A 19,128-nucleotide genomic window follows, 5' to 3' on the forward strand; every position below is an offset into this window, starting at 1 on the left:
GTCCCGACGGCCCGGCGTGAGCGCATCGACACTGCTCTGCGTGCGACAACGACAGTCCGCTCGCAGACGGGTGGGGTACCCCGATGACTAGTGCGGCGTGGTCGGGTGTCCCGATCCGCGTGGTGGGTATCGGCGCGGACGGGTGGGGTGGCCTGGGGGAGCGGGCCAAAGCGGCAGTCGAGGACAGCGAAGTGGTGTTCGGGTCGCCGCGACAGCTGGCGCTGGTACCGGACGGGAAGTTCGAGCGAATCCCGTGGCCGACACCCCTGCTGCCCGTTCTCCCGGAACTGCTCGCGCACCACAGCGGTCGGCGGCTCACCGTGCTCGCCAGCGGCGATCCCATGTTCTACGGCATCGGTGCCACCCTGGCCCGCATCGTCGGACCCGGCGCGCTCGACGTGTACCCGCAACCGTCGTCGGCGTCACTGGCGTGCGCCCGGCTCGGCTGGCCGCTGGCCGAGACCTCGGTGGTGAGTGTGGTCGCCCGACCGCTCACCACGGTGCTGCCGGAACTGGCCGACCGCCGTCGGATTCTCGTCCTGAGCGAGAACGAATCGAGCCCGGCCGCGCTGGCGAAACTGCTGCGCGACAACGGTTTCGGTGCCTCCACGCTCACCGTGCTCGAACAGCTCGGCGGCGAGAACGAATGCCTGCGTACCGGCACGGCCGACGACTGGCAGCACCCCCCGGGTGACCCGCTCAACCTCTGTGCCGTCGACTGCGTGGCCGACCCGCATCACCCGCGCCGCACGAGAATGCCCGGCCTGCGCGACGATTTGTTCACCGGCGACGGCCAGCTCACCAAGGCCGAGGTCCGCGCACTCACCGTCAGCGCCCTCGCCCCGGCCCCCGGCGAACTGCTGTGGGATGTCGGCGGCGGTTCGGGCACCATCGCGATCGAATGGTGCCGTACCCACCCGGCGTGCCGCGCGGTCACCTATGAACGCCTGCCCGCCCGTCGCGATCAGATCACCACCAACGCGCACGCGCTCGGTGTGCCCGGCATCGCGGTGCGCGGCGCGTTCCCCGACACCCGCACCGACTCCCCGGCGCCCGACGCGATATTCCTCGGTGGCGGACTCACCCAGGACGGTGTTTTCGACGCCTGCTGGCAACGCCTGCGGCCCGGCGGCCGTCTGGTGGCCAATGCGGTGACCGCCGAATCGGAAACGCTGCTGCTGGCCTGGTACGCGCGCCACGGTGGCACCCTGCGCAAATTCCAGATCTACCGAGGCGAACCGCTCGGCGGATTCACCACGTGGCGGCCGCAGCTTCCCGTCGCGCAGTGGATCGTCGTCAAACCGCGCGCAAATTCCTGACGGGTCACCCGTCTCTCGCATAACGATGTGACGGGGTGTGCGCCCCGAATTTGCTCTTTTTCGCCGGACCACCCGATGTGACTGTTCAGTCCTCACGTGGTCTCGCGCACCACCGGCCGAACATCGCTCACACACGGCTTATGTGTCCGATGGCATCGAGATGCTGGGCAATCGCCCAGTGCCGCTGTCGGACTCGAAACCGTTGCCGTGCCCGCCGGTGCGCCCGCACCGTCGACCCAGGCGCGGACGGCGAACATGCTGGTCAACCGTCCATGTCGCCACCGTGCCGATCACGGTCAGATCACGACCAGATCACGGCCGAACGGTGAGTGCATCTGCAAGCTCACCCAGAAAGTTATGCACCGAAGGTGTAACACTTCCTCAACGGGGGTATGGTCGGGCGCGGCCCGGGCAAAACCCGGAGCCTCGATTTCGATGGACGGAGTTGTATGCGGTGCACCAGGTCGACCACCCCTGACCGGGACGACGTCAGCGGGCAGTCCTGAGAGTTCTGATCCTCGGCGGTACGGGCGAGGCTCGTGAGCTGGCGAACCTGGCGTCCGGTGAGCGTGGAGTCGATATCGTCTCCTCGCTGGCGGGACGTGTCGCCAACCCGCGATTGCCGGTCGGTCCGGTGCGCATCGGCGGATTCGGTGGTGTCGAGGGCCTCCGAACCTGGCTACGCGAGAACCGTATCGATGCCGTCGTGGATGCCACCCACCCCTTCGCGGCCCAGGTCAGTACCCATGCGGCGACCGCGGCCGCCGACCTCGGCCTGCCCGCGCTGCACCTGCGCCGCCCCGAATGGGTGCCGCGCCGGGGCGACCTGTGGACGCGGGTACCCGATCTCGCCGGGGCCGCCTCCGCCCTGGCCGACCGGGGCGAGAACGTGCTGCTCACCATCGGCCGCCAAGGTGTCGGCGCCTTCGCGGGCTGTCGCAGGCAGCGTTTCGTCATCCGAGCGATCGACGCGCCGACCGGCCCACTGCCCCCGCGCTACGAATTGCTGCTCGCGCGTGGGCCGTTCACCTTCGACGAGGAACTGGTGCTGATGTCGCGTCATCGCATCGACGTCCTGGTCACCAAGAACAGTGGCGGCGCGCAGACCGAGGCGAAGATCGCCGCGGCGCGCACGGCCGGCGTGCCGGTCGTCATGATCGAACGCCCACCCCTGCCCGCGGGCGCGAACGCCGTCGACGAGGTCGGCGCCGCCCTCGACTGGTTGCGGCTCGCGACCGCGCACAGCGTTTCCTGAGTTCAGCGCGGCGGTTGCCCGGCAAAGACGGCGGGCAGCTGGTCGAACCACTGCAGGACCGCGCGCTCGTAGCAGATCCCGAATTCGAGAGTGGCGCGCTGGTAGGGCGCCAGAGCGGTCGCGTCCTCGTCGAGATAGCGGTCGAGCCGGTCCTGGTGGATGTTGCGGTTGGCGGTGATGATCCGGTCGCGGTGCGTGGGATCGAGGTGCTCGCCGAACGACAGTGTGAGCAACAACGGCACCCGGATCGTCTCGGCACCGGGGTCGCGGGCGATCCACTCGGCGAATGCCTCCCGTCCGGCCTCGGTGATCCGGTAGGGAATGCGCTCTCGCGCACCTCGTTCGCCCTTGGTCACCAGGCCCGCGGTGTCCATCGTGGCGAGTTCGCGGTAGACCTGGCTCTGGGTGATGGTCCAGAAGTCGCCGATGCGTTGCTGGGCGAGAGTCGCCAGGTCCCAGCCCGACATCGGACCCTCGTGCAGGAACCCCAGCAGTGAAGCCGCGGTGGAGTTCAGCGGGCGGCGGCGGGTCGCGGTGTCGGTCAACGGTCAACTCCCTTCGAACTACATTCCTATGTGGAATGTTAGGCCAGTGTGGGGGTCGCGCCAAGGTTGCCCGTGTCGCGGCGTGTCGTGGGTCTAGGCGTTCTCGTAGCGGCGCGCCGTGAAGACGCGGGTCCCCTCAGGCGTGTCGAAGGCCGTCGTGGTGGAGGCGCCGATGATGAGCAGGGTGCGCATGTCGACCTCGTCGGGGTTCAGGTCGGCGAGGGTCACCACCCGCACCGATTCCGTCGGCCCGCCGACATCGCGACCGAGCACCACCGGCGTCTCCGGATCACGATGGGTCAGCAGGATCTCGCGCATCGCGCCCACCTGCCAACGTCGCTGCGTGGAGGCCGGGTTGTAGATCGCGATCGCCATATCCGCCGCCGCGACAGCCGAAAGCCGTTGCGCCACGACCTCCCACGGCTTGAGCCGATCGGAGAGCGAGATCATCGCGTAGTCGTGGCCCAGCGGTGCCCCGACCCGGCTCGCCACCGCGTTGGCCGCCGTGAGCCCCGGCAGCACCCGCACCGGCACATCCTTGAACTGCGGTTCGGCCGACACCTCGAGCACCGCCGAGGCCATCGCGAACACCCCCGGATCACCGGAGGACACCACGGCGACCCGCGCACCCCGCTTGGCCAGATCGAGTGCCATCGCGGCGCGCTCCGACTCGACCTTGTTGTCGCTGGCGTGCCTGCGCTGGCCGGCCCGCTCGGGGACACGGTTGATGTAGGTCGTGTAGCCGACGAGATCGGTCGCCTCGTCCAGAGCGGCGGTGACCTCCGGCGTGGTCCAGTCGGTCGCACCGGGCCCGAGGCCGACGACCACGACTTCGCCTGTGGCGCTCGCAGATTCGTCGTGCGAACTCGTTTCGGTCCGCTCCGACCCGGCTGTCGGCGCGCCGCGGTGCTGTCCGCCGAGGAGGGACGCGACCCCGGTGGTCGGGGTGGGCCCGGGAACCAGCGTGATCGAGAAGTACGGCACCTCGGCCTCGTCGACATCGGCGGCCGCGAGCACCCGCTGACGGGTGCTGCTCGCGCGCTCGACGTAGTAGGCGTCGTCGAGGCGACCGGCGTCGGCGAGCGCCCGGCGCACACCGGGAAAGGTGCGTCCCAGCTTCATGATCGCCGCGGCGTCGGTCTCGCGCAGCCGCTCGGTGAGTTCGTCGACGGGCATGGTGCCGGGCAGCACCGTGAGCACCTGCTCGCCTTCCACCAGGGGGGTGCCGAGCGCCGCCGAGGCCGCACTCACCGAGGTGATACCGGGGACGATCTCGGCGTGGAACCGGTCGGCGAGGCGGCGGTGCATGTGCATGTACGAGCTGTAGAACAGCGGGTCACCGGCCGCGAGCAGGGCGACATCGCGTCCGGCGGCGAGGTGGGCGGCCAGCCGGGCGGCGGCCTGCTCGTAGAACTCGTCGATCGCGCCCTGGTACCCGCCGGGGTGGTCGGTGGTCTCGGTGGTCACCGGGTAGACGAGGTGCTCCTCGATCTGGCCGGGCCGCATGTACGGCTCGGCGATACCTCGGGAGATGCTTCGACCGTGCCTGGCGCTGTGGAAGGCCACCACGTCGGCGGCGCCGATGAGCCGGGCCGCTTTCACCGTCACCAGTTCGGGATCGCCGGGGCCGAGGCCGATGCCCCAGAGTGTGCCGCTCATTCCTGTTCGCTCGCAATCGCGTTCAGCGCCGACGCGGTGATGGCGCTGCCGCCCCGCCTGCCGCGCACGGTCAGATATTCGACGCCACCGAAGTCGATCAGCGCCTGCTTGGATTCGGCCGCGCCGATGAAACCGACGGGGATGCCGATGATCGCGGCGGGTCGCGGTGCGCCTGCGTCGAGCATGTCGAGCAGGTGGAACAGCGCGGTCGGGGCGTTGCCGATGGCGACCACCGCGCCGTCGAGTTCGGCGCGCAGCAGGTCGAGCGCGGCGACCGAACGGGTGTTGCCCATGCTCGCGGCCAGCTCGGGCACGCGCGGATCGGTGAGGTTGCACAGCACCGGGTTGTCGGCGGGCAGCCGCTTGCGGGTGACGCCCGAGGCGACCATGTTGGCGTCGCAGATGATCGGTTTACCCGCCCGCAACGCGGCGCGCGCGGCCGCGACCACACCGGGGGTGTAGGCGATGTCGCCCGCGAGGTCGACCTGTCCGCACCCGTGGATCATCCGCACCACCACGCGCTCGACATCGGCGGGGAAACCGGCGAGGTCGGCTTCGGCGCGGATGGTCGCGAACGAGCGCCGATAGATCTCGGCCCCGTCGGTGAGGTAGCTGGTGCGCACGTCGGACATGCGCACAACCCTAGAACCTGGCCGCGACGTGGTGTTCGGCGCGGTCGGCTCAGGTGCGTGGGCGCTCGAGGATGCGCGACATCACCAGCGAACTCCTGGTGCGCCCGACACGCGCGTTCTCCCTGATCCGCTCCACGGTCACCTCGATCTCGGCCATGTCGGTGGCCATCACGTGCACCAGGGCGTCGGCCTCGCCCGCGATGGTGCACACTCCGACGACCTGCGGGATCGGTTCCAATGTCCGGCGCAGTTCGGCGGGGGAGATGTTGTCGCGGTAGTACACCTCCACGTACGCCTCGGTGGTCCAGCCGAGGGCGACCGGATTGACCAGCGCGGTGAACCCGGTGATCTGCCCACCCGCCACCATCTTGTCCACCCGCCGCTTCACCGCGGGCGCCGACAATCCGACGGTCGAGCCGATCTCGCCGAAGGTAGCGCGCGCGTTCTTCAGCAGGGCGGCGAGAATACGGCGGTCGATGTCGTCCATGGGGATCCTCTCACGCAATGGATCACCATTTTCCCATCGATACACGCAATGAATCGGTGTTCCCCACGCAACGTGACGACATTTACCGTCGAGACGTCGATTCGCGCCGCGCAGCCACCGGGAGTCCTGATGACCGCCGTCCTTCCCCTTCCCTCCTCGACTCCGGCGCGGGTGGCCACCCCGCGCCGCTTCGTGATGTGCCGGCCGGACCACTTCGAGGTCACCTACGCGATCAATCCGTGGATGGATCCGGCGGCGCCGGTGGACCGGGCGCGGGCGCTGTCGCAGTGGGAGATCCTGCGCGCGCTGCTCGAACAGCACGGGCATTCGGTGGAGACCGTGCCGGGTGAGCCGGGCCTGCCCGACATGGTGTTCGCGGCCAACAGTGCGATCGTGATCGGTGGTCGTGCGTTGTCGGCCCGCTTCGCCCATCCCGAGCGGCAGCCGGAGGGCCCGGCGTTCCACCGCTGGTTCGCGGCGCGGGAGTTGCGCGAGTTGGCGGTGGCGGCCGAAACCAACGAGGGGGAGGGCGATTTCACGTTCGCGGGCGAGCGGATCCTGGCCGGAGTGGGATTCCGCTGCACCGCGGCGGCCCACGCCGAGGTGCAACGGTTCTTCGGTCTGCCCGTGCTCTCGCTCGAGCTGATCGACCCTCGCTTCTATCACCTCGACACCGCGCTGATGTGCCTCGACGAGACCACCATCGCCTACTACCCAGGGGCCTTCAGCCCGCAGGCCCGCGAGGAGCTGGCCGTCCATTACCCGGATGCGATCCTGGCGACCGAGGCCGATGCCCTGTCCTTCGGCCTCAACGGGGTGAGCGACGGTCGCCACGTCTTCCTCGACCCGGGCGCGACCGGGCTGATCGCGGCTCTGCGCGAGCGGGGTTTCGAACCGGTTCCGGTCGACATGTCCGAGCTGCGCAAAGGTGGTGGCGGCGTGAAGTGCTGCGTCCTCGAACTGCACACACTCCGGCCCTGAACCGGCCGGGGAGCGCTGGTCTCCCCGGCCGACCCGATCATTCGAACTCGGTGCCGCCGTCGCGCAGCAGGTACGCGTCGGAGACGATCTTGCCGATGGCACGGCTGCCGAGCACGGGCGAGTGCCGCTCGCGCGCGGCACGCACCACGAGCCCCTCGCGGATATTGCCGCCCGACCCGCTGACGGTCTCGGTGCCCTCGGCCAGCTTCAGCAACAACTCCGCGTCGTAGGGGCCTTCGTAGAGGACCGGTACGCGCGGGACGCCGAGACCGAGTTCGCCCAGTAGGGAGCCGATCTCGTGGTGGTCGAGCCAGCGCACCGGCGCACCCGCCTCCGCGACCGCGACGTCGAACAGGGCGAAACCGAGCGTGTCGTCGTGCGCGGCCGACGCACCGTAGTGCAGGTCCTGCACGCCCGCCCCGAACACCTCACCGAAGAGCCCGACCCGGTCGGCGTCGAGGGCGTCGGCGAGCACGCGGGCCGCCTCGTCGAGCCGATGGCTGTGCACCGCCCGCCAGTACAGGTTGCCCTCGGTGCGGATCAGTGCCTGCGACCGGCCACCGATTCCCTTGGACGACACAAAGATCCGGTCCTCGGCGCGCAGATGGGTGAGCAGAAAGGCGGTGCCGTGGATCTTCTCCGTCGCCACCACCGGCTCGCCTTCGGTGAAGATGTCGGGGAACCGCTTGATGTTCTCCACATCGACCCAGCGCAGCAGATCGGGAGCGGGTTCCACTTGTCCCGACATCGAAACCGGAACCGGCGGCACCCATTTCGTCACACCGAGCTCGGCCGCGAAGTCGGTGCGCGCCTCGGCCGCCGCCGCGAGATCCGTGCCGGACAGAGCGCTCGGCGTGCAGACGATGCCCTGGGACACCTCCCCACGCAACCGCACCGCCTTCACCCGATTGCGCTGTGCCCCGGCCAGTTTGCCGGTGAGACCCAGCTCGGCGATCAGCAGGTCCGGCACGATCGCTTGCTCCGGGATGTAGACGGCATGGTCGCCGGTGACGAACTGCCCCTTGGCAACGACGGCCCGATACAGCCCGACCTGGGCCAGCTCCAGCCGGTCGGCGTTCGGGTGTGGATGGACGACCAGCCGCTCGGCTGTCACCTGCAATGTGGACATGAGAACCCCCTCGTTCAGAGGGGTCAGCGTAGGGCTGGCCCGATCGCGGAGTCGAGCGGTTTTCGCGTGGGATGCACGCCCGCGAGTGGCGTTCCAAGCTCGGCGAACCTGGACACCCTCGACGCCATCCACCACCAGGCAGGCAACTACCTGATCGACCTCGACGGCGACGAGGCCACCGCCCACGCCGACTCCATCGCCGTCCACGTGAACAACGCCGCCGTCAACGGCAAGACCCGCACCTTCATCGGCAGCTACGCCCTCGCCGCCCGCCGCACCCCCGCGGGCTGGCGGATCAGCAAGTTCCACTACCTGCTGAAAGTGATCGAGGGCAACGCCGACCTCACCTAGTCCGGTCTGTTGATCCGGTACCCGCCTTCGGTGGCGACGACATCGGTGACAGGCCCGGTCGGGCGGCCACAGCGGCGTTCGCAGCCGGACCAGTGTTGACGGCCGGTCGCCACCACGTCGGCGGCATCGAGGCCGGACTCGGCACGGTCCGCCGCGTCGGCGGGAAGGGTGCGCTCGGCATCGCGGCCAGGCTCGACTGTCGCGGGACGCCCCTCGGTCGGGTCGGGTGGTTCGTCGCCGAGCACGCGCCCGGTTTCGATGGCTTCGGTGAGGTCGGTGCGGACGTCGCTGTGGGACTTGGCGCAGCCGGGGCGGCCCGCGCAGGCGCTCACCTGTAACCACGGGGAGCCGGCGTCGAAGATCAAGCCCATCGGCGCCAGCACCCGCACCACCGTTTCCGCGGGGCCCTCCTCCAGGTCGGGTAGCACCACACTGCGCCACGGCGTGAGGAACACGGGGCGTTCGACGGCGGCCAGGAATTCGGCGACCCGCGCGGGCAGTGTGCCGAGCGGAACACCCGCGCCGAGGGCGATCAGGCCGTTGTCCTGTTCGAGCCAGCCGATCGGAATGTCATGTGTTGCACCGAGTTCCAAGCGCGCACCGGCGGGGGAGCGGTCCAGGGTCTCGGTGACCTTCTCGACACCGCCGGGGATCTCGTGCAACCGCCACTGCCCCGATTCCGCACGCAGGTCGAGGAATCCGCGGGCGGCGTCGAGCATGGCTGTGACGGCCTCGTCGGGAGTGACGCGGATGCCGGTGTCGGTCCCGGCGAGCAGCAACGCGAACTCGTCGCCGACGGCCTGGATCCCGATATCGCCGCGCAGAGTGCTCACGTCACCGCGACCGTCGTCAAGGGTGAACAGAACCCGGCCGGGCAGGTCCGCCAGCGCGGCATCGGACTGCAAGCCCACATCCAGGTCGGTGGCCAGCCCGTGTACATCGGCAAATCCACCCACCCGCCCGGACAGCGGTGAGGCGACGATATTGCGGACTCGCTCGTGCGTGCGGCTCGGCAGCAGGCCCGCTGTGGCCAGCCGGGCGGCCAGTTCGTTCGCGTCCCGTACCCGGCGCAACTGCACATTGCCGCGGGAGGTCAGCTCGAGGCTCCCGTTGCCCAGGTCGTGCGCGGCCTCCGCGAGTACCTGCACCTGCCCGGATTCCAGTCGGCCGCCGGGCACCCGGATCCGCGCCAACGGCCCGTCCGCGGCATCGTGCAGCCGCAGAACCCCTGGGCAAGAATCGGGAGCGCTCCTGGTCATGATTCCCCAGCCTACGACCACCGCCGGGAGCGATCCGGCGTCAGGGCCGGGTGTAGTGCACCGACACGGCGCCCGAGTCGGGGAGGGTGGTCGCGGCGGCGAGGCGCCAGGTCGACGCGTAGTTGTCGGGGAGCAGGCGCAGGCCGCCGCCGAGGGTGGTGGGGACGATGGTGAGGTAGAGGTCGTCGACCAGGTCGGCGCGCAGTAGACACTGAATGATGCTGGCGCTGTTGGTGATCAGGATGTCGCGTCCGGGGGCCGCTTTGAGCGCGCGCACGTCGGCTTCCGGGTCGCGACCGATTCTGGCGTTGGACCACGCGGCCTTGTCCAGGTCGGACTGGTCGAGGGTGGTGGTGAAGACGACCTTCTCGACCTTCGCGAGCCATTCGCCCAGCTCACGGGTGCGGGCGGAGCTGGCGGGGTCGGCGGTGATGCCCGGCCAGACCGCGGTGAACCCTTCCCAGTTGGTGCGTCCGAGGACGACGGTGTCGGCGCCGCGCCAGATGCCCTCGTAGGTGATCTCGGTCTGCGGGCTGGTGATGTAGTCCATGCACCAGCTCATATCGTCGTCGGGACCGGTGCCGCTGTATCCGTCCATGGACACGGTGACTTCGGCGACGACTCGGCGGCCGGTGCTCTGCGGGGTATTCGACATGGGCGACATCCGTTCTCGTTCGGTTGCTCGTTCAGAGGAACAGACGCCACAACGTGGCCGAACTCATCGGTGATCCGCGCCGTGCTCGTGTTTGCGCACCGGAAGGAAACGGTATCCGCCTAGTGTGAGTGGCGGATCGCCGCCGGAGCAGTGCCGACAGGAGAGGTCAACCGCATGCTGCGTGAATTCGTGGACAAGCGTGTAGTTCCCGCGCTCGACAAGGTCGCCCACGCGCAAGCACCCGTGGTGCAGCGTTATGTCGACTGGTTGGGCAGCAGGCACCCCGACGATTCACCGGTGGAACTCGTGCAGCGGCTGTCGCGCCAGTACCTCGTCGTCGTCACCGCCAGCGGCGTGACGGTGGGGCTCACCGCCGCCGTACCCGGTATCGGCACGCTGATCGGCCTGGCCGCCACCGGTGTGGACACCGCCGTCTTCGTGGAGGCGTCCTCGGTGTTCTCGGTGGGCGCCGCCGCGGCGTACGGCATCGCGCCCGAAGATCCGCGCCAGCAGCGATTGGTGTCGAAGGTGGTGCTCGGCGAGTCGGGCACGAAGGTCCTCGAACAGACAGCAGGTCATACGAAGGGGCAGTGGCTCGGCGTCGTCACCGACCACATCCCGGGTCTGTCGAGCATGCCCGACGGGCCTGCCAAACGGTTCATCGTCAACTACCTGGTCAAACGCGGACTGCTGCTCTTCGGCACCCTCATCCCTGCCGGGATCGGCGCGGTGATCGGCGGCTACGGCAACAACGCCCTCGGTCAGCTGGTCATCGCCAACGTCTACCGCCACCTGGGCACCGGTTCGCCCGAGATGGTCGCCGCGGGCACCCGTGATGGTTCGTCTTGACCTTCGAGTCGCTGCAACCCCGATCATGAGCCGGTGCCTGACACCGAACTGATCACCATCGGAGCGTTCGCCCGCGTCTGCGGACTGAACGCCAGCGCCCTGCGCTTCTACGCCGACGCCGGAGTCCTCGTTCCCGCCCTGGTGGACGAGGACACCGGCTACCGCTACTACACCTCCGATCAGGCCGGTCCCGCCTGCCTGATCCGCCATCTGCGCGCCGTCGACATGCCGTTGCCGACTGTCGCGGCGGTGCTCGCCGAACCCGACGCAGCCAGGGCCGCCGCCCTCCTCGACGCCCACCTCGCCGAAATGCACTGCCGCCGAAGGGAGTTCGACGCCGCGGCTGCCGCCGCGCACCGGGCGCTCGGCGTGGACCCCCGACCGTTGCCGGACCGACGTGATCTCGGCGCGGTGCCCGGCACCGAACCCGACCGGGCCGTGCGGGTCGGCGGACCGGCGCTCGCGGCAGCCATCGACCAGGTCTGCACGGCAACCCTCACCGATCCGGCCCTGCCCGTGCTCGACACCATCCTGTTCGAAGCCCGCCCCGACGAACTGACCCTTACCGCCACCGACCGCTACCGGCTGGCCTCGCGAACGCTGCGCCCGATGTCCTCGGCGACGGCGGAGTGGTCCGCGACCATCGATGCCGCCGAACTGCGTGCCGCCGCCTCCTGGCTGCGCCGCCAGCACACGGTGATCCTGCGTCCCACCTCCGATTCCATCGAATTCCGCACGGCCACCGAGGATTCAGCGGCGAGTCAGCGCTGCCGCCGCTCGCCCGAGGAGTTCCCCGACTACCGCCGCATGCTGGCAGCCCTGCCCTCGACCCCGACCAGAGCCGTCCTCGACCGCGCGCACCTGCTGGAAACGCTGGAACGCGCGGACTCACCGATCGTGACTCTGCGCTTCGATTCCCCGGACACGGCCACGATCTCGGTGCCGAGCCCGGACGCGTCGACCCAGGACGGCATGCCGAACCCGCCCACCGAGCTGCGTGCGACGGTCTCCGGCCCACCGATCACCATCCACTTCGCCGTAACCACCCTCTACCCGGCGATCGCGGGTGCCATCGGTCCCGACATCATGTTCGACCTGTCCGCCCCCGACCTCCCTGCCCACATCCGCTCCGCCGATGACGGTGACCTCCGCACCCTCGCCATGCCGTGCGAACCGGCCCCCTGATCGCTCGACCTGCCGGGTTGTGGCCCGGCAGGTTCACTGCTAAGTTAAGTGCATGCACAAGCATGGACTTACGGAACGGGGAACACCCTCGGTCGGCGACCCGGTCGACGACTGGTTTCGTGCTTCCGCTCTCGTCGCGACCGTCGACTCGGGCCTCGGTAAATGGCTGACGCTGCACCACGGCATCGGGCTCACCGAGTACCACGCGCTCCGGCAGCTTGCCGCCGCACCGGACAAGGAGATCCGGGTCAGCGAGCTGGCCCATCGGATCGGGTTGAATCAGAGTTCGGTGACCCGATTGCTGGGGCGGCTCGAGGCGCGAGGGTTCACGCGGCGGGACTTGTGTTCGGAGGACGGGCGCGGTGTGTACGCCGTGATCACCGAGGAGGGGGAGGCGCTCGTCAGGGACGCGCGCGAACCCTTCCAACTCCAGCTGGAACGTCTGCTCGACGACGCCGAAGAGCTGTCGCCGATGTTCGATGCGCTGCTCGCGCGTCGAACGGGGCGCCAGGACTCCTGAACTGACCTGACATGCCGTAAGGGTCTTCCGCTCGGCATATATATGTATGTACAACCATAGAAGGGCACAACCGTGAACTGGCTCTACCTCGCCATCGCCGTCGTCTTCGAGGTCACCGTCGCTCTGGCTGCCGGAAAAGCGAAGGGCTTCACCGATATTCGATGGACTGTCGCCACCTTGGTCAGCGGCGCGATCGCGACCTACTTCCTGAGCCTGGCGCTGCTCACCTTCGACGTCGGCGCCGGCTACGCGATCTGGACCTCCCTGGCCGGTGTCGGAATCGTCGCTCTCGGAGCGGTGCTGTTCGGCCAACGAGTCGACTGGCGAAAGGCGGTCGGCATCGTGATCGTCATCGGCGGTGTCGTCGGCCTGCAGCTCAGCAGCGGCGCCTGAGCAACCTCGTTCTCAACCACTTCTCACCGAAAGGCCGAACAATGATCACCGACAACCGCACTCCCGCCACCGCCTGGCTCGTCCTGCTGCTCGCCGGCGCCTTCGAAGTCGGATATGCCCTCGCCGTCGGCGGCAGCCACGGTTTCACCGTGCTCACCTGGTCGCTGGTGGCGATCGTCTTCTTCCTCCTCACCCTCTTCGCCCTCAGCGTCGCGCTGAAAACGATCGACGTAGGAATCGGCTATGCCGTCTGGGCGGGTATCGGCGCGGTCGGCGCCGCACTCCTCGGCCCGGTGTTCTTCGAGGAAACGCTCACCCCGCTCAAAGCGTTCTGGCTCGCCGTGGTGATCGCGGGAGTGGTCTGGCTCAAACTCGCGGACCGCGCCGAAGCCGCCTGAGCGACCCCGGACGCGGGCTGGAAAGTTGCGGGCGCGTCCGGGCCAGTACCATCGACTTGCTCGGCGGGCGTCGAGGAAACCGGTGGAAATCCGGTGCGGTCGCGCCACTGTGAACAGCCAGACCCTCTCCGGCGAGCACCGCAACCCGATGGGCGCGTCAACCCGAGGAAGGTCTCACCCTGTGATCCTGCTGCTGTCCACCTCCGACACCGACCTGCTGAGCGCCCGCGCGAGCGGCGCCGAGTACCGGTGGGGCAACCCCGCCCGGCTGCTGGTCGAGGATCTCGGGCAGCTGCTCGACGGCGTCGACCTGGTGATCGTGCGCATCCTCGGCGGCAAACGTGCCTGGGAAGAGGGCCTGGACGCGGTGCGGGCCAGTGGTATTCCGATGGTCGCCCTCGGCGGCGAGATCGCACCCGACGCGGAACTGATGGAATGCTCCACCGTGCCGGTCGGTGTCGCCGCCGACGCCCACAACTATCTCGCCGCGGGTGGTGCCGGCAACCTGCGTCAGCTCTACAACTTCCTGTCCGACACGGTGTTGCTCACCGGTCACGGATTCGAGCCGCCGGTCCAGTTGCCCACGTGGGGTGAACTCGAACGCTCGGCGCGCATCCTCGAACCGCACGCCCCCACGGTCGCCGTCGTCTACTACCGCGCCCAGCACCTGGCGGGCAACACCGGCTACGTGGATGCCCTGTGCACGGCCATCGAAGCCAAGGGCGCCCGCGCCCTGCCCGTGTACGCGGCGTCGCTGCGGACCGCCGAGCCGGAACTGCTCACCCTCCTCGGCCGGGCCGACGCCCTGGTGGTCACCGTGCTCGCCGCGGGCGGCAGCAAGCCCGCCACCGCGTCGGCCGGTGGCGACGACGAGGCCTGGGACGTGGCCGCGCTGGCCGCCCTCGACGTGCCGATCCTGCAGGGGCTGTGCCTGACCAGCCCGCGCGCGCAGTGGGAGGCCAACGACGACGGCCTGTCCCCGCTCGATGTCGCCACCCAGGTCGCGGTGCCGGAGTTCGACGGGCGCATCATCACGGTCCCGTTCTCGTTCAAGGAGTTCGACGAGGACGGTCTGTCCACCTATGTCCCCGATCCCGAACGCGCCGCCCGCGTCGCCGGGATCGCGGTACGCCACGCCCGCCTGCGTCATATTCCCAACGGCGACAAGCGGATCGCGCTCATGCTGTCGGCCTACCCGACCAAGCACGCCCGCATCGGCAACGCTGTCGGCCTGGACACCCCGGCGAGCGCCATCCGGCTGCTCACCGAAATGCGTTCCGCCGGTTACGACCTCGGTGATATCGACGAGATCCCCGGCCTCGCCGAGGGCGACGGTGACGCCCTGATCCACGCCCTGATCGCGGCGGGCGGCCAGGATCCCGACTGGCTCAGCGCCGAACAGCTCGAGGGCAATCCGATCCGCATCGGCGCCACCGTCTACACCCGCTGGTTCGAGTCGCTGCCCGACGACCTGCGCGAAGCCGTGGTGGAGGCGTGGGGGCCGCCGCCGGGCGAACTGTACGTGGACCGGTCGGCCGACCCGAAGGGCGAGATCGTCATCGCCGCACTGCGTTTCGGCAATGTGGTGCTGATGGTGCAGCCGCCGCGCGGTTTCGGGGAGAACCCGGTCGCCATCTACCACGATCCCGATCTGCCGCCCAGCCACCACTACCTGGCGGCCTACCGGTGGCTGTCGTCGGCCGACGGTTTCGGTGCCGACGCGATGGTGCACCTCGGCAAGCACGGCAACCTGGAATGGCTGCCGGGCAAGACCCTCGGCATGTCCGCGTCCTGTGGCACCGACGCCGCCCTCGGCGATCTGCCGCTGATCTACCCGTTCCTGGTGAACGACCCCGGTGAGGGCACCCAGGCCAAGCGCCGCGCCCACGCCACCCTCGTCGACCACCTGATCCCGCCGATGGCGCGCGCCGAAACCTACGGCGACATCTCGCGCCTGGAACAACTGCTCGACGAGCACGCCAACATCTCCGCTCTCGACCCGGCCAAACTGCCCGCCATCCGCCAGCAGATCTGGACCCTGATGCGCGCGGCCAAGATGGACCACGACCTCGGCCTGGCCGAACGCCCCGACGAGGACGTCTTCGACGACATGCTCCTGCACGTCGACGGCTGGCTCTGCGAGATCAAAGACGTGCAGATCCGCGACGGCCTGCACATCCTGGGTCAGGCCCCCGAGGGCGAGATGGAACTCGACCTGGTGCTGGCCATGCTGCGCGCCCGCCAGCTGTGGGGCGGCGAACAGAACGTGCCGGGCCTGCGAGAAGCGTTGGGGCTCAGCGAAGCCGGTGACGAGGCGCGCACCCGCGTCGACGTGGTGGAGGCCCGCGCGCGCGAACTGCTCGGCGCGTTGCAGGCCGAGAACTGGTCGGTGGACGCGGTCGACGCCCTGGTCGACGATTACGCCACCGCGATTCTCGCTGGGGGAGTGGAAGATTCCGCTGAGTCCGGTGCTGCGATCGACACCGTCGGTGGGGCTACGGATCGCGCGGACGCCGTGCGCGGCACCACCTCCGCGACTGGTGGGACGGCCCCTTCGATCGGCGGTACCACGTCCGGTGGCATCGCAGTCAGCCACCGCCTGGATGCCGTGAAGACTGTGCTGCGATTCGCCGCAACCGAGGTGGTGCCACGTCTGCGCCAGACCAACATCGAGATCGAACGGGTCCTGCACGCCCTCGACGGCGGTTTCATCCCCGCCGGCCCCAGCGGTTCACCCCTGCGCGGCCTCATCAATGTGCTCCCGACCGGCCGCAACTTCTACTCCGTCGATCCGAAGGCCGTCCCGTCGCGCCTGGCGTGGGAAACCGGCCAGGCCATGGCCGAATCGCTGCTCGCCCGCTACCTGTCCGATCACGGCGAATACCCGAAGTCGGTCGGTCTGTCGGTGTGGGGGACCTCGGCCATGCGCACCTCCGGCGACGATATCGCCGAAGTCTTCGCCCTGCTCGGCGTGCGCCCGGTGTGGGACGAGGCGAGCCGCCGCGTCACCTCCCTCGAGGTGATCTCCCTGGACGAACTCGCCCGCCCGCGCATCGACGTCACCGTGCGTATCTCCGGTTTCTTCCGCGACGCCTTCCCGCACGTGCTCGCCCTGCTCGACGACGCCGTCCGCCTCGTCGCCGCCCTCGACGAACCGGCGGAGGCGAATTACGTTCGCGCCCACGCCGATGCGGACCTGGCCGAGCACGGCGACGCCCGGCGCGCCACCACCCGCATCTTCGGTTCCAAGCCGGGCACCTACGGCGCGGGCCTTCTGCAGCTCATCGACTCCAAGAGCTGGCGCACCGACGACGACCTCGCGCAGGTGTACACCACCTGGGGTGGCTACGCCTACGGCCGCGATCTCGACGGCGCTCCCGCCGCCGACGACATGCGCACCGCGTACAAGCGAATCGCGGTGGCGGCCAAGAACACCGACACCCGCGAGCACGACATCGCCGACTCCGACGACTACTTCCAGTACCACGGCGGCATGGTCGCCACGGTGCGCGCGCTCACCGGGAAGAACCCCGAGGCCTACATCGGCGACTCCACCCGCCCCGACGCGGTGCGCACCCGCACCCTGTCCGAGGAAACCACCCGCGTGTTCCGTGCGCGCGTGGTGAACCCGCGCTGGCTCGAGGCGATGCGCCGCCACGGCTACAAGGGTGCCTTCGAGATGGCCGCGACCGTCGACTACCTGTTCGGTTACGACGCCACCACCAATGTCGTCGCCGACTGGATGTACGAAAAGCTTTCCGAGAGCTACGTTTTCGACGATGTGAACCGCAAGTTCATGGAGCAGTCCAACCCGTGGGCGCTGCACGGCATCGCCGAACGACTGCTGGAGGCGGCCGAGCGCAAGCTCTGGGAGCACCCCGAACCGGAAACCCTGGACAAGCTGCGCCAGGTCTACCTCGAGACCGAGGGCGAACTGGAGTAGTCCGCCTGCGCGGCCTGCAGCAGAACCCGGTCGCGGTAGATCCGCAGTGCCGCGACGACGGCCAAGACCGCGGTGAGCAGGCCGCAGGCGATGCGCACCGCATGTGCGACCTCGATCTCGGCGACCGTGCGGTGCAATTCGTCGACTGTGTACATGGCGCGATCCTCGAACAGGATCGGCCAACGCGGCCACAGGTACAGCATCGACAGCAGGAACATCCCCGAGACGAACGGCACCAGCGACGCGAGCAGCCAGCCGCGGGCGCGCCCCGACCACACACCGGCAGCCACGGCGAGCACAGCGCTCAGGGTCAGGAACATCCCCAGCGGGCGCATCACATCGCCGACCGAGACCACGGCGGTGAATGCCTCGCCCACCTCCAGCGATGCCGGAATGTCGTGGAAGTAGTTCGGGTACAGGAAGATCGTTTCGGCGATCGTGGTGCACACCACCAGGGTCGCCAGCACGGCGTAGACGGTCGCGGCCGTGAGCGCGACAGTGAGTTTTCGCATGGTGTTCTCCTCGTGGGTGTGCTGTCGACGCTAGGCCGACGTCGTATCGGAGACATCCGGTGCCGACCCTGAACTCGGGTCGGGGAACTCACCCAGGTCTCGTGATCGACGGCGAACGCGAGTGGGTTGCCGTAAAACTGCAACGCGTTCTAATCTTGGCGGGTGAGCCCGGGAAACACCCTGGCCGGAAAGGGTCGCCATGACCACCTCACCGGCGTACTTCACCCGCACGGGCGCGGTGTTCGAGCCGACCAGGTTCTCGCTGAGCCTGTGGGGCCCCAAGACGCTGTCGGGGCCGCCGGTGTGCGGGTTGATGGCGCGGGAGGTGGAGGCGCGGTACTGCACCGAGGAGTTCGTGCCCGCCCGGTTCACCGTCGACCTGCACCGCGCGGTGCCCGCCGTGCCCGTGACCGTCGAGAGCGAGCTGGTGCGTGACGGCAAGCGCGTGCGCGCGGTCGCCGTCAGCCTGCGCTCGGACGACGCGGTGGTGGCCAGGGGCAGCGCGTTGCTGCTGAAACGCTCGGCGCAGCCGCCCGGTGCGGTGTGGCGGCCCGACCGGGAGCGGCCGCTGCCGCCGCCGGACGCGCGCGCGGCGATCGAGGAGGGGTTGCACCTGTTCGGCAGCGACGGCCATGCCGACGGCTGGTCGATCCGGATGACCGAGCACCAGAACGACACCCGTAAACGCAAATGGGTGCGCAACATCCCGGTCGTCGCCGGTGAGGAGTCCTCCCCGTTCTGCTACGCCGCGATGACGGGTGAGCAGACGAGTCTGGTCACCAACTGGGGCACCGACGGCATCGGTTTCATCAATACCGATGTGTCGATCACGTTCTCGCGCATGCCGATCGGTGTCGAGATGGGCATCGAGGCGGAAGGTCACCTCAGCGACGACGGGATCGCGGCGGGCGCGGCCGTGCTCTACGACGCCGACGGCGCGTTCGGGATGTGCACCACCACGGCACTGGCCAACGAGAGCCACCAGATTCGCGGCGCCGTCATCGACAAGCTCACCGACAGGGTGATGGCGGAGCTGGCGTCGGGGCACTGAGCCCG

At 69.1% G+C, this 19,128-nt stretch carries 19 protein-coding genes; 11 read left to right on the plus strand and 8 right to left on the minus strand.

Translation table 11 applies throughout. The features are described 5' to 3' along the window. Positions 1-83: 83 nt before the first annotated feature. Both cbiE and ACSVDM_RS03125 read left to right on the plus strand, forming a co-directional pair. Entirely contained in the window at positions 84-1,319 is a 1,236-nt protein-coding gene (gene cbiE / locus ACSVDM_RS03120) for a precorrin-6y C5,15-methyltransferase (decarboxylating) subunit CbiE (RefSeq protein WP_439262587.1), read from the plus strand. Positions 1,320-1,821: 502 nt separating this feature from the next. Next, entirely contained in the window at positions 1,822-2,574 is a 753-nt protein-coding gene (locus tag ACSVDM_RS03125) for a cobalt-precorrin-6A reductase (protein WP_439262686.1), read from the plus strand. Positions 2,575-2,576: 2 nt separating this feature from the next. Here the strand turns inward: ACSVDM_RS03125 and ACSVDM_RS03130 are convergent, their stop codons facing one another. From ACSVDM_RS03130 to ACSVDM_RS03145, 4 genes are all read right to left on the minus strand, one after another. After that, on the minus strand, positions 2,577-3,119 hold the full coding sequence (locus tag ACSVDM_RS03130) for a PadR family transcriptional regulator (RefSeq protein ID WP_067635686.1): 543 nt from the start codon (positions 3,117-3,119) through the stop codon (positions 2,577-2,579). 93 nt (positions 3,120-3,212) lie between these two features. Then, the gene (gene cobJ, locus ACSVDM_RS03135) at positions 3,213-4,778 is read right to left on the minus strand and encodes a precorrin-3B C(17)-methyltransferase (protein WP_439262589.1); all 1,566 of its coding nucleotides are present in this window, start codon (positions 4,776-4,778) and stop codon (positions 3,213-3,215) included. Beyond that, the gene (locus tag ACSVDM_RS03140; RefSeq protein ID WP_225282398.1) at positions 4,775-5,410 is read right to left on the minus strand and encodes a precorrin-8X methylmutase; all 636 of its coding nucleotides are present in this window, start codon (positions 5,408-5,410) and stop codon (positions 4,775-4,777) included. The genes cobJ and ACSVDM_RS03140 overlap by 4 nt, the downstream gene beginning before the upstream one ends. Positions 5,411-5,459: 49 nt before the next feature. Continuing rightward, positions 5,460-5,897, minus strand: coding sequence for an Lrp/AsnC family transcriptional regulator (locus tag ACSVDM_RS03145; protein ID WP_439262591.1), 438 nt, complete (start codon positions 5,895-5,897; stop codon positions 5,460-5,462). A 129-nt stretch (positions 5,898-6,026) separates the two neighbouring features. Here ACSVDM_RS03145 and ddaH point away from each other — a divergent pair, with 129 nt between their 5' ends. After that, positions 6,027-6,878: a dimethylargininase gene (ddaH, locus tag ACSVDM_RS03150; protein WP_439262593.1), complete on the plus strand. Its 852-nt coding sequence runs from the start codon at positions 6,027-6,029 to the stop codon at positions 6,876-6,878. Positions 6,879-6,915: 37 nt separating this feature from the next. Here the strand turns inward: ddaH and ACSVDM_RS03155 are convergent, their stop codons facing one another. Then, positions 6,916-8,007 carry an RNA ligase (ATP) gene (locus ACSVDM_RS03155; protein WP_439262595.1) on the minus strand — a complete coding sequence of 364 codons (1,092 nt, stop codon included), beginning with the start codon at positions 8,005-8,007 and terminating at the stop codon, positions 6,916-6,918. 66 nt (positions 8,008-8,073) lie between these two features. Between ACSVDM_RS03155 and ACSVDM_RS03160 the strand changes: the two genes are divergently transcribed. Continuing rightward, the gene (locus ACSVDM_RS03160) at positions 8,074-8,358 is read left to right on the plus strand and encodes a nuclear transport factor 2 family protein (RefSeq protein ID WP_439262597.1); all 285 of its coding nucleotides are present in this window, start codon (positions 8,074-8,076) and stop codon (positions 8,356-8,358) included. Here ACSVDM_RS03160 and cobG read toward each other — a convergent pair. Both cobG and ACSVDM_RS03170 read right to left on the minus strand, forming a co-directional pair. Continuing rightward, entirely contained in the window at positions 8,355-9,617 is a 1,263-nt protein-coding gene (gene cobG / locus ACSVDM_RS03165) for a precorrin-3B synthase (protein WP_439262599.1), read from the minus strand. The two genes, ACSVDM_RS03160 and cobG, sit on opposite strands and share 4 nt — an antisense overlap. A gap of 40 nt (positions 9,618-9,657) precedes the next feature. Next, complete coding sequence (locus ACSVDM_RS03170; RefSeq protein WP_439262601.1) at positions 9,658-10,272, minus strand: dihydrofolate reductase family protein; 615 nt, start codon at positions 10,270-10,272, stop codon at positions 9,658-9,660. 174 nt (positions 10,273-10,446) lie between these two features. Here ACSVDM_RS03170 and ACSVDM_RS03175 point away from each other — a divergent pair, with 174 nt between their 5' ends. From ACSVDM_RS03175 to cobN, 6 genes are all read left to right on the plus strand, one after another. Next, a complete protein-coding gene (locus ACSVDM_RS03175) occupies positions 10,447-11,121 on the plus strand; it encodes a hypothetical protein (RefSeq protein WP_439262603.1) in 675 nt (224 codons plus the stop codon). Positions 11,122-11,154: 33 nt separating this feature from the next. After that, complete coding sequence (locus ACSVDM_RS03180; protein WP_439262605.1) at positions 11,155-12,306, plus strand: MerR family transcriptional regulator; 1,152 nt, start codon at positions 11,155-11,157, stop codon at positions 12,304-12,306. A gap of 52 nt (positions 12,307-12,358) precedes the next feature. After that, a complete protein-coding gene (locus tag ACSVDM_RS03185; protein ID WP_439262607.1) occupies positions 12,359-12,826 on the plus strand; it encodes a MarR family transcriptional regulator in 468 nt (155 codons plus the stop codon). Positions 12,827-12,898: 72 nt separating this feature from the next. Continuing rightward, positions 12,899-13,219 carry a DMT family transporter gene (locus tag ACSVDM_RS03190; RefSeq protein WP_357146603.1) on the plus strand — a complete coding sequence of 107 codons (321 nt, stop codon included), beginning with the start codon at positions 12,899-12,901 and terminating at the stop codon, positions 13,217-13,219. Between the two features lie 41 nt (positions 13,220-13,260). After that, positions 13,261-13,617: a DMT family transporter gene (locus ACSVDM_RS03195; protein WP_067492124.1), complete on the plus strand. Its 357-nt coding sequence runs from the start codon at positions 13,261-13,263 to the stop codon at positions 13,615-13,617. A gap of 181 nt (positions 13,618-13,798) precedes the next feature. Continuing rightward, on the plus strand, positions 13,799-17,560 hold the full coding sequence (gene cobN, locus ACSVDM_RS03200; RefSeq protein ID WP_439262610.1) for a cobaltochelatase subunit CobN: 3,762 nt from the start codon (positions 13,799-13,801) through the stop codon (positions 17,558-17,560). Here the strand turns inward: cobN and ACSVDM_RS03205 are convergent. Then, positions 17,530-18,072, minus strand: coding sequence for a hypothetical protein (locus ACSVDM_RS03205; RefSeq protein WP_439262612.1), 543 nt, complete (start codon positions 18,070-18,072; stop codon positions 17,530-17,532). The genes cobN and ACSVDM_RS03205 overlap by 31 nt on opposite strands. A gap of 199 nt (positions 18,073-18,271) precedes the next feature. Between ACSVDM_RS03205 and ACSVDM_RS03210 the strand changes: the two genes are divergently transcribed. Continuing rightward, positions 18,272-19,123: an acyl-CoA thioesterase domain-containing protein gene (locus ACSVDM_RS03210; RefSeq protein WP_067635654.1), complete on the plus strand. Its 852-nt coding sequence runs from the start codon at positions 18,272-18,274 to the stop codon at positions 19,121-19,123. Positions 19,124-19,128 lie beyond the last annotated feature (5 nt).

This window comes from Nocardia sp. JW2, from assembly GCF_051843015.1.
In the GTDB taxonomy this organism is placed as follows: Bacteria; Actinomycetota; Actinomycetes; order Mycobacteriales; family Mycobacteriaceae; genus Nocardia; species Nocardia coubleae.

Excerpts from the sequence above, each read along its gene's own strand:
- cbiE (WP_439262587.1), top strand. The coding sequence starts at position 84 with ATGACTAGTGCGGCGTGGTCGGGTGTCCCGATCCGCGTGGTGGGTATC.
- cobJ (WP_439262589.1), bottom strand. The coding sequence starts at position 4,778 with ATGAGCGGCACACTCTGGGGCATCGGCCTCGGCCCCGGCGATCCCGAA.
- ACSVDM_RS03140 (WP_225282398.1), bottom strand. The coding sequence starts at position 5,410 with ATGTCCGACGTGCGCACCAGCTACCTCACCGACGGGGCCGAGATCTAT.
- ACSVDM_RS03145 (WP_439262591.1), bottom strand. The coding sequence starts at position 5,897 with ATGGACGACATCGACCGCCGTATTCTCGCCGCCCTGCTGAAGAACGCG.
- ddaH (WP_439262593.1), top strand. The coding sequence starts at position 6,027 with ATGACCGCCGTCCTTCCCCTTCCCTCCTCGACTCCGGCGCGGGTGGCC.
- ACSVDM_RS03155 (WP_439262595.1), bottom strand. The coding sequence starts at position 8,007 with ATGTCCACATTGCAGGTGACAGCCGAGCGGCTGGTCGTCCATCCACAC.
- cobG (WP_439262599.1), bottom strand. The coding sequence starts at position 9,617 with ATGACCAGGAGCGCTCCCGATTCTTGCCCAGGGGTTCTGCGGCTGCAC.
- ACSVDM_RS03170 (WP_439262601.1), bottom strand. The coding sequence starts at position 10,272 with ATGTCGAATACCCCGCAGAGCACCGGCCGCCGAGTCGTCGCCGAAGTC.
- ACSVDM_RS03175 (WP_439262603.1), top strand. The coding sequence starts at position 10,447 with ATGCTGCGTGAATTCGTGGACAAGCGTGTAGTTCCCGCGCTCGACAAG.
- ACSVDM_RS03185 (WP_439262607.1), top strand. The coding sequence starts at position 12,359 with ATGCACAAGCATGGACTTACGGAACGGGGAACACCCTCGGTCGGCGAC.
- ACSVDM_RS03195 (WP_067492124.1), top strand. The coding sequence starts at position 13,261 with ATGATCACCGACAACCGCACTCCCGCCACCGCCTGGCTCGTCCTGCTG.
- ACSVDM_RS03205 (WP_439262612.1), bottom strand. The coding sequence starts at position 18,072 with ATGCGAAAACTCACTGTCGCGCTCACGGCCGCGACCGTCTACGCCGTG.
- ACSVDM_RS03210 (WP_067635654.1), top strand. The coding sequence starts at position 18,272 with ATGACCACCTCACCGGCGTACTTCACCCGCACGGGCGCGGTGTTCGAG.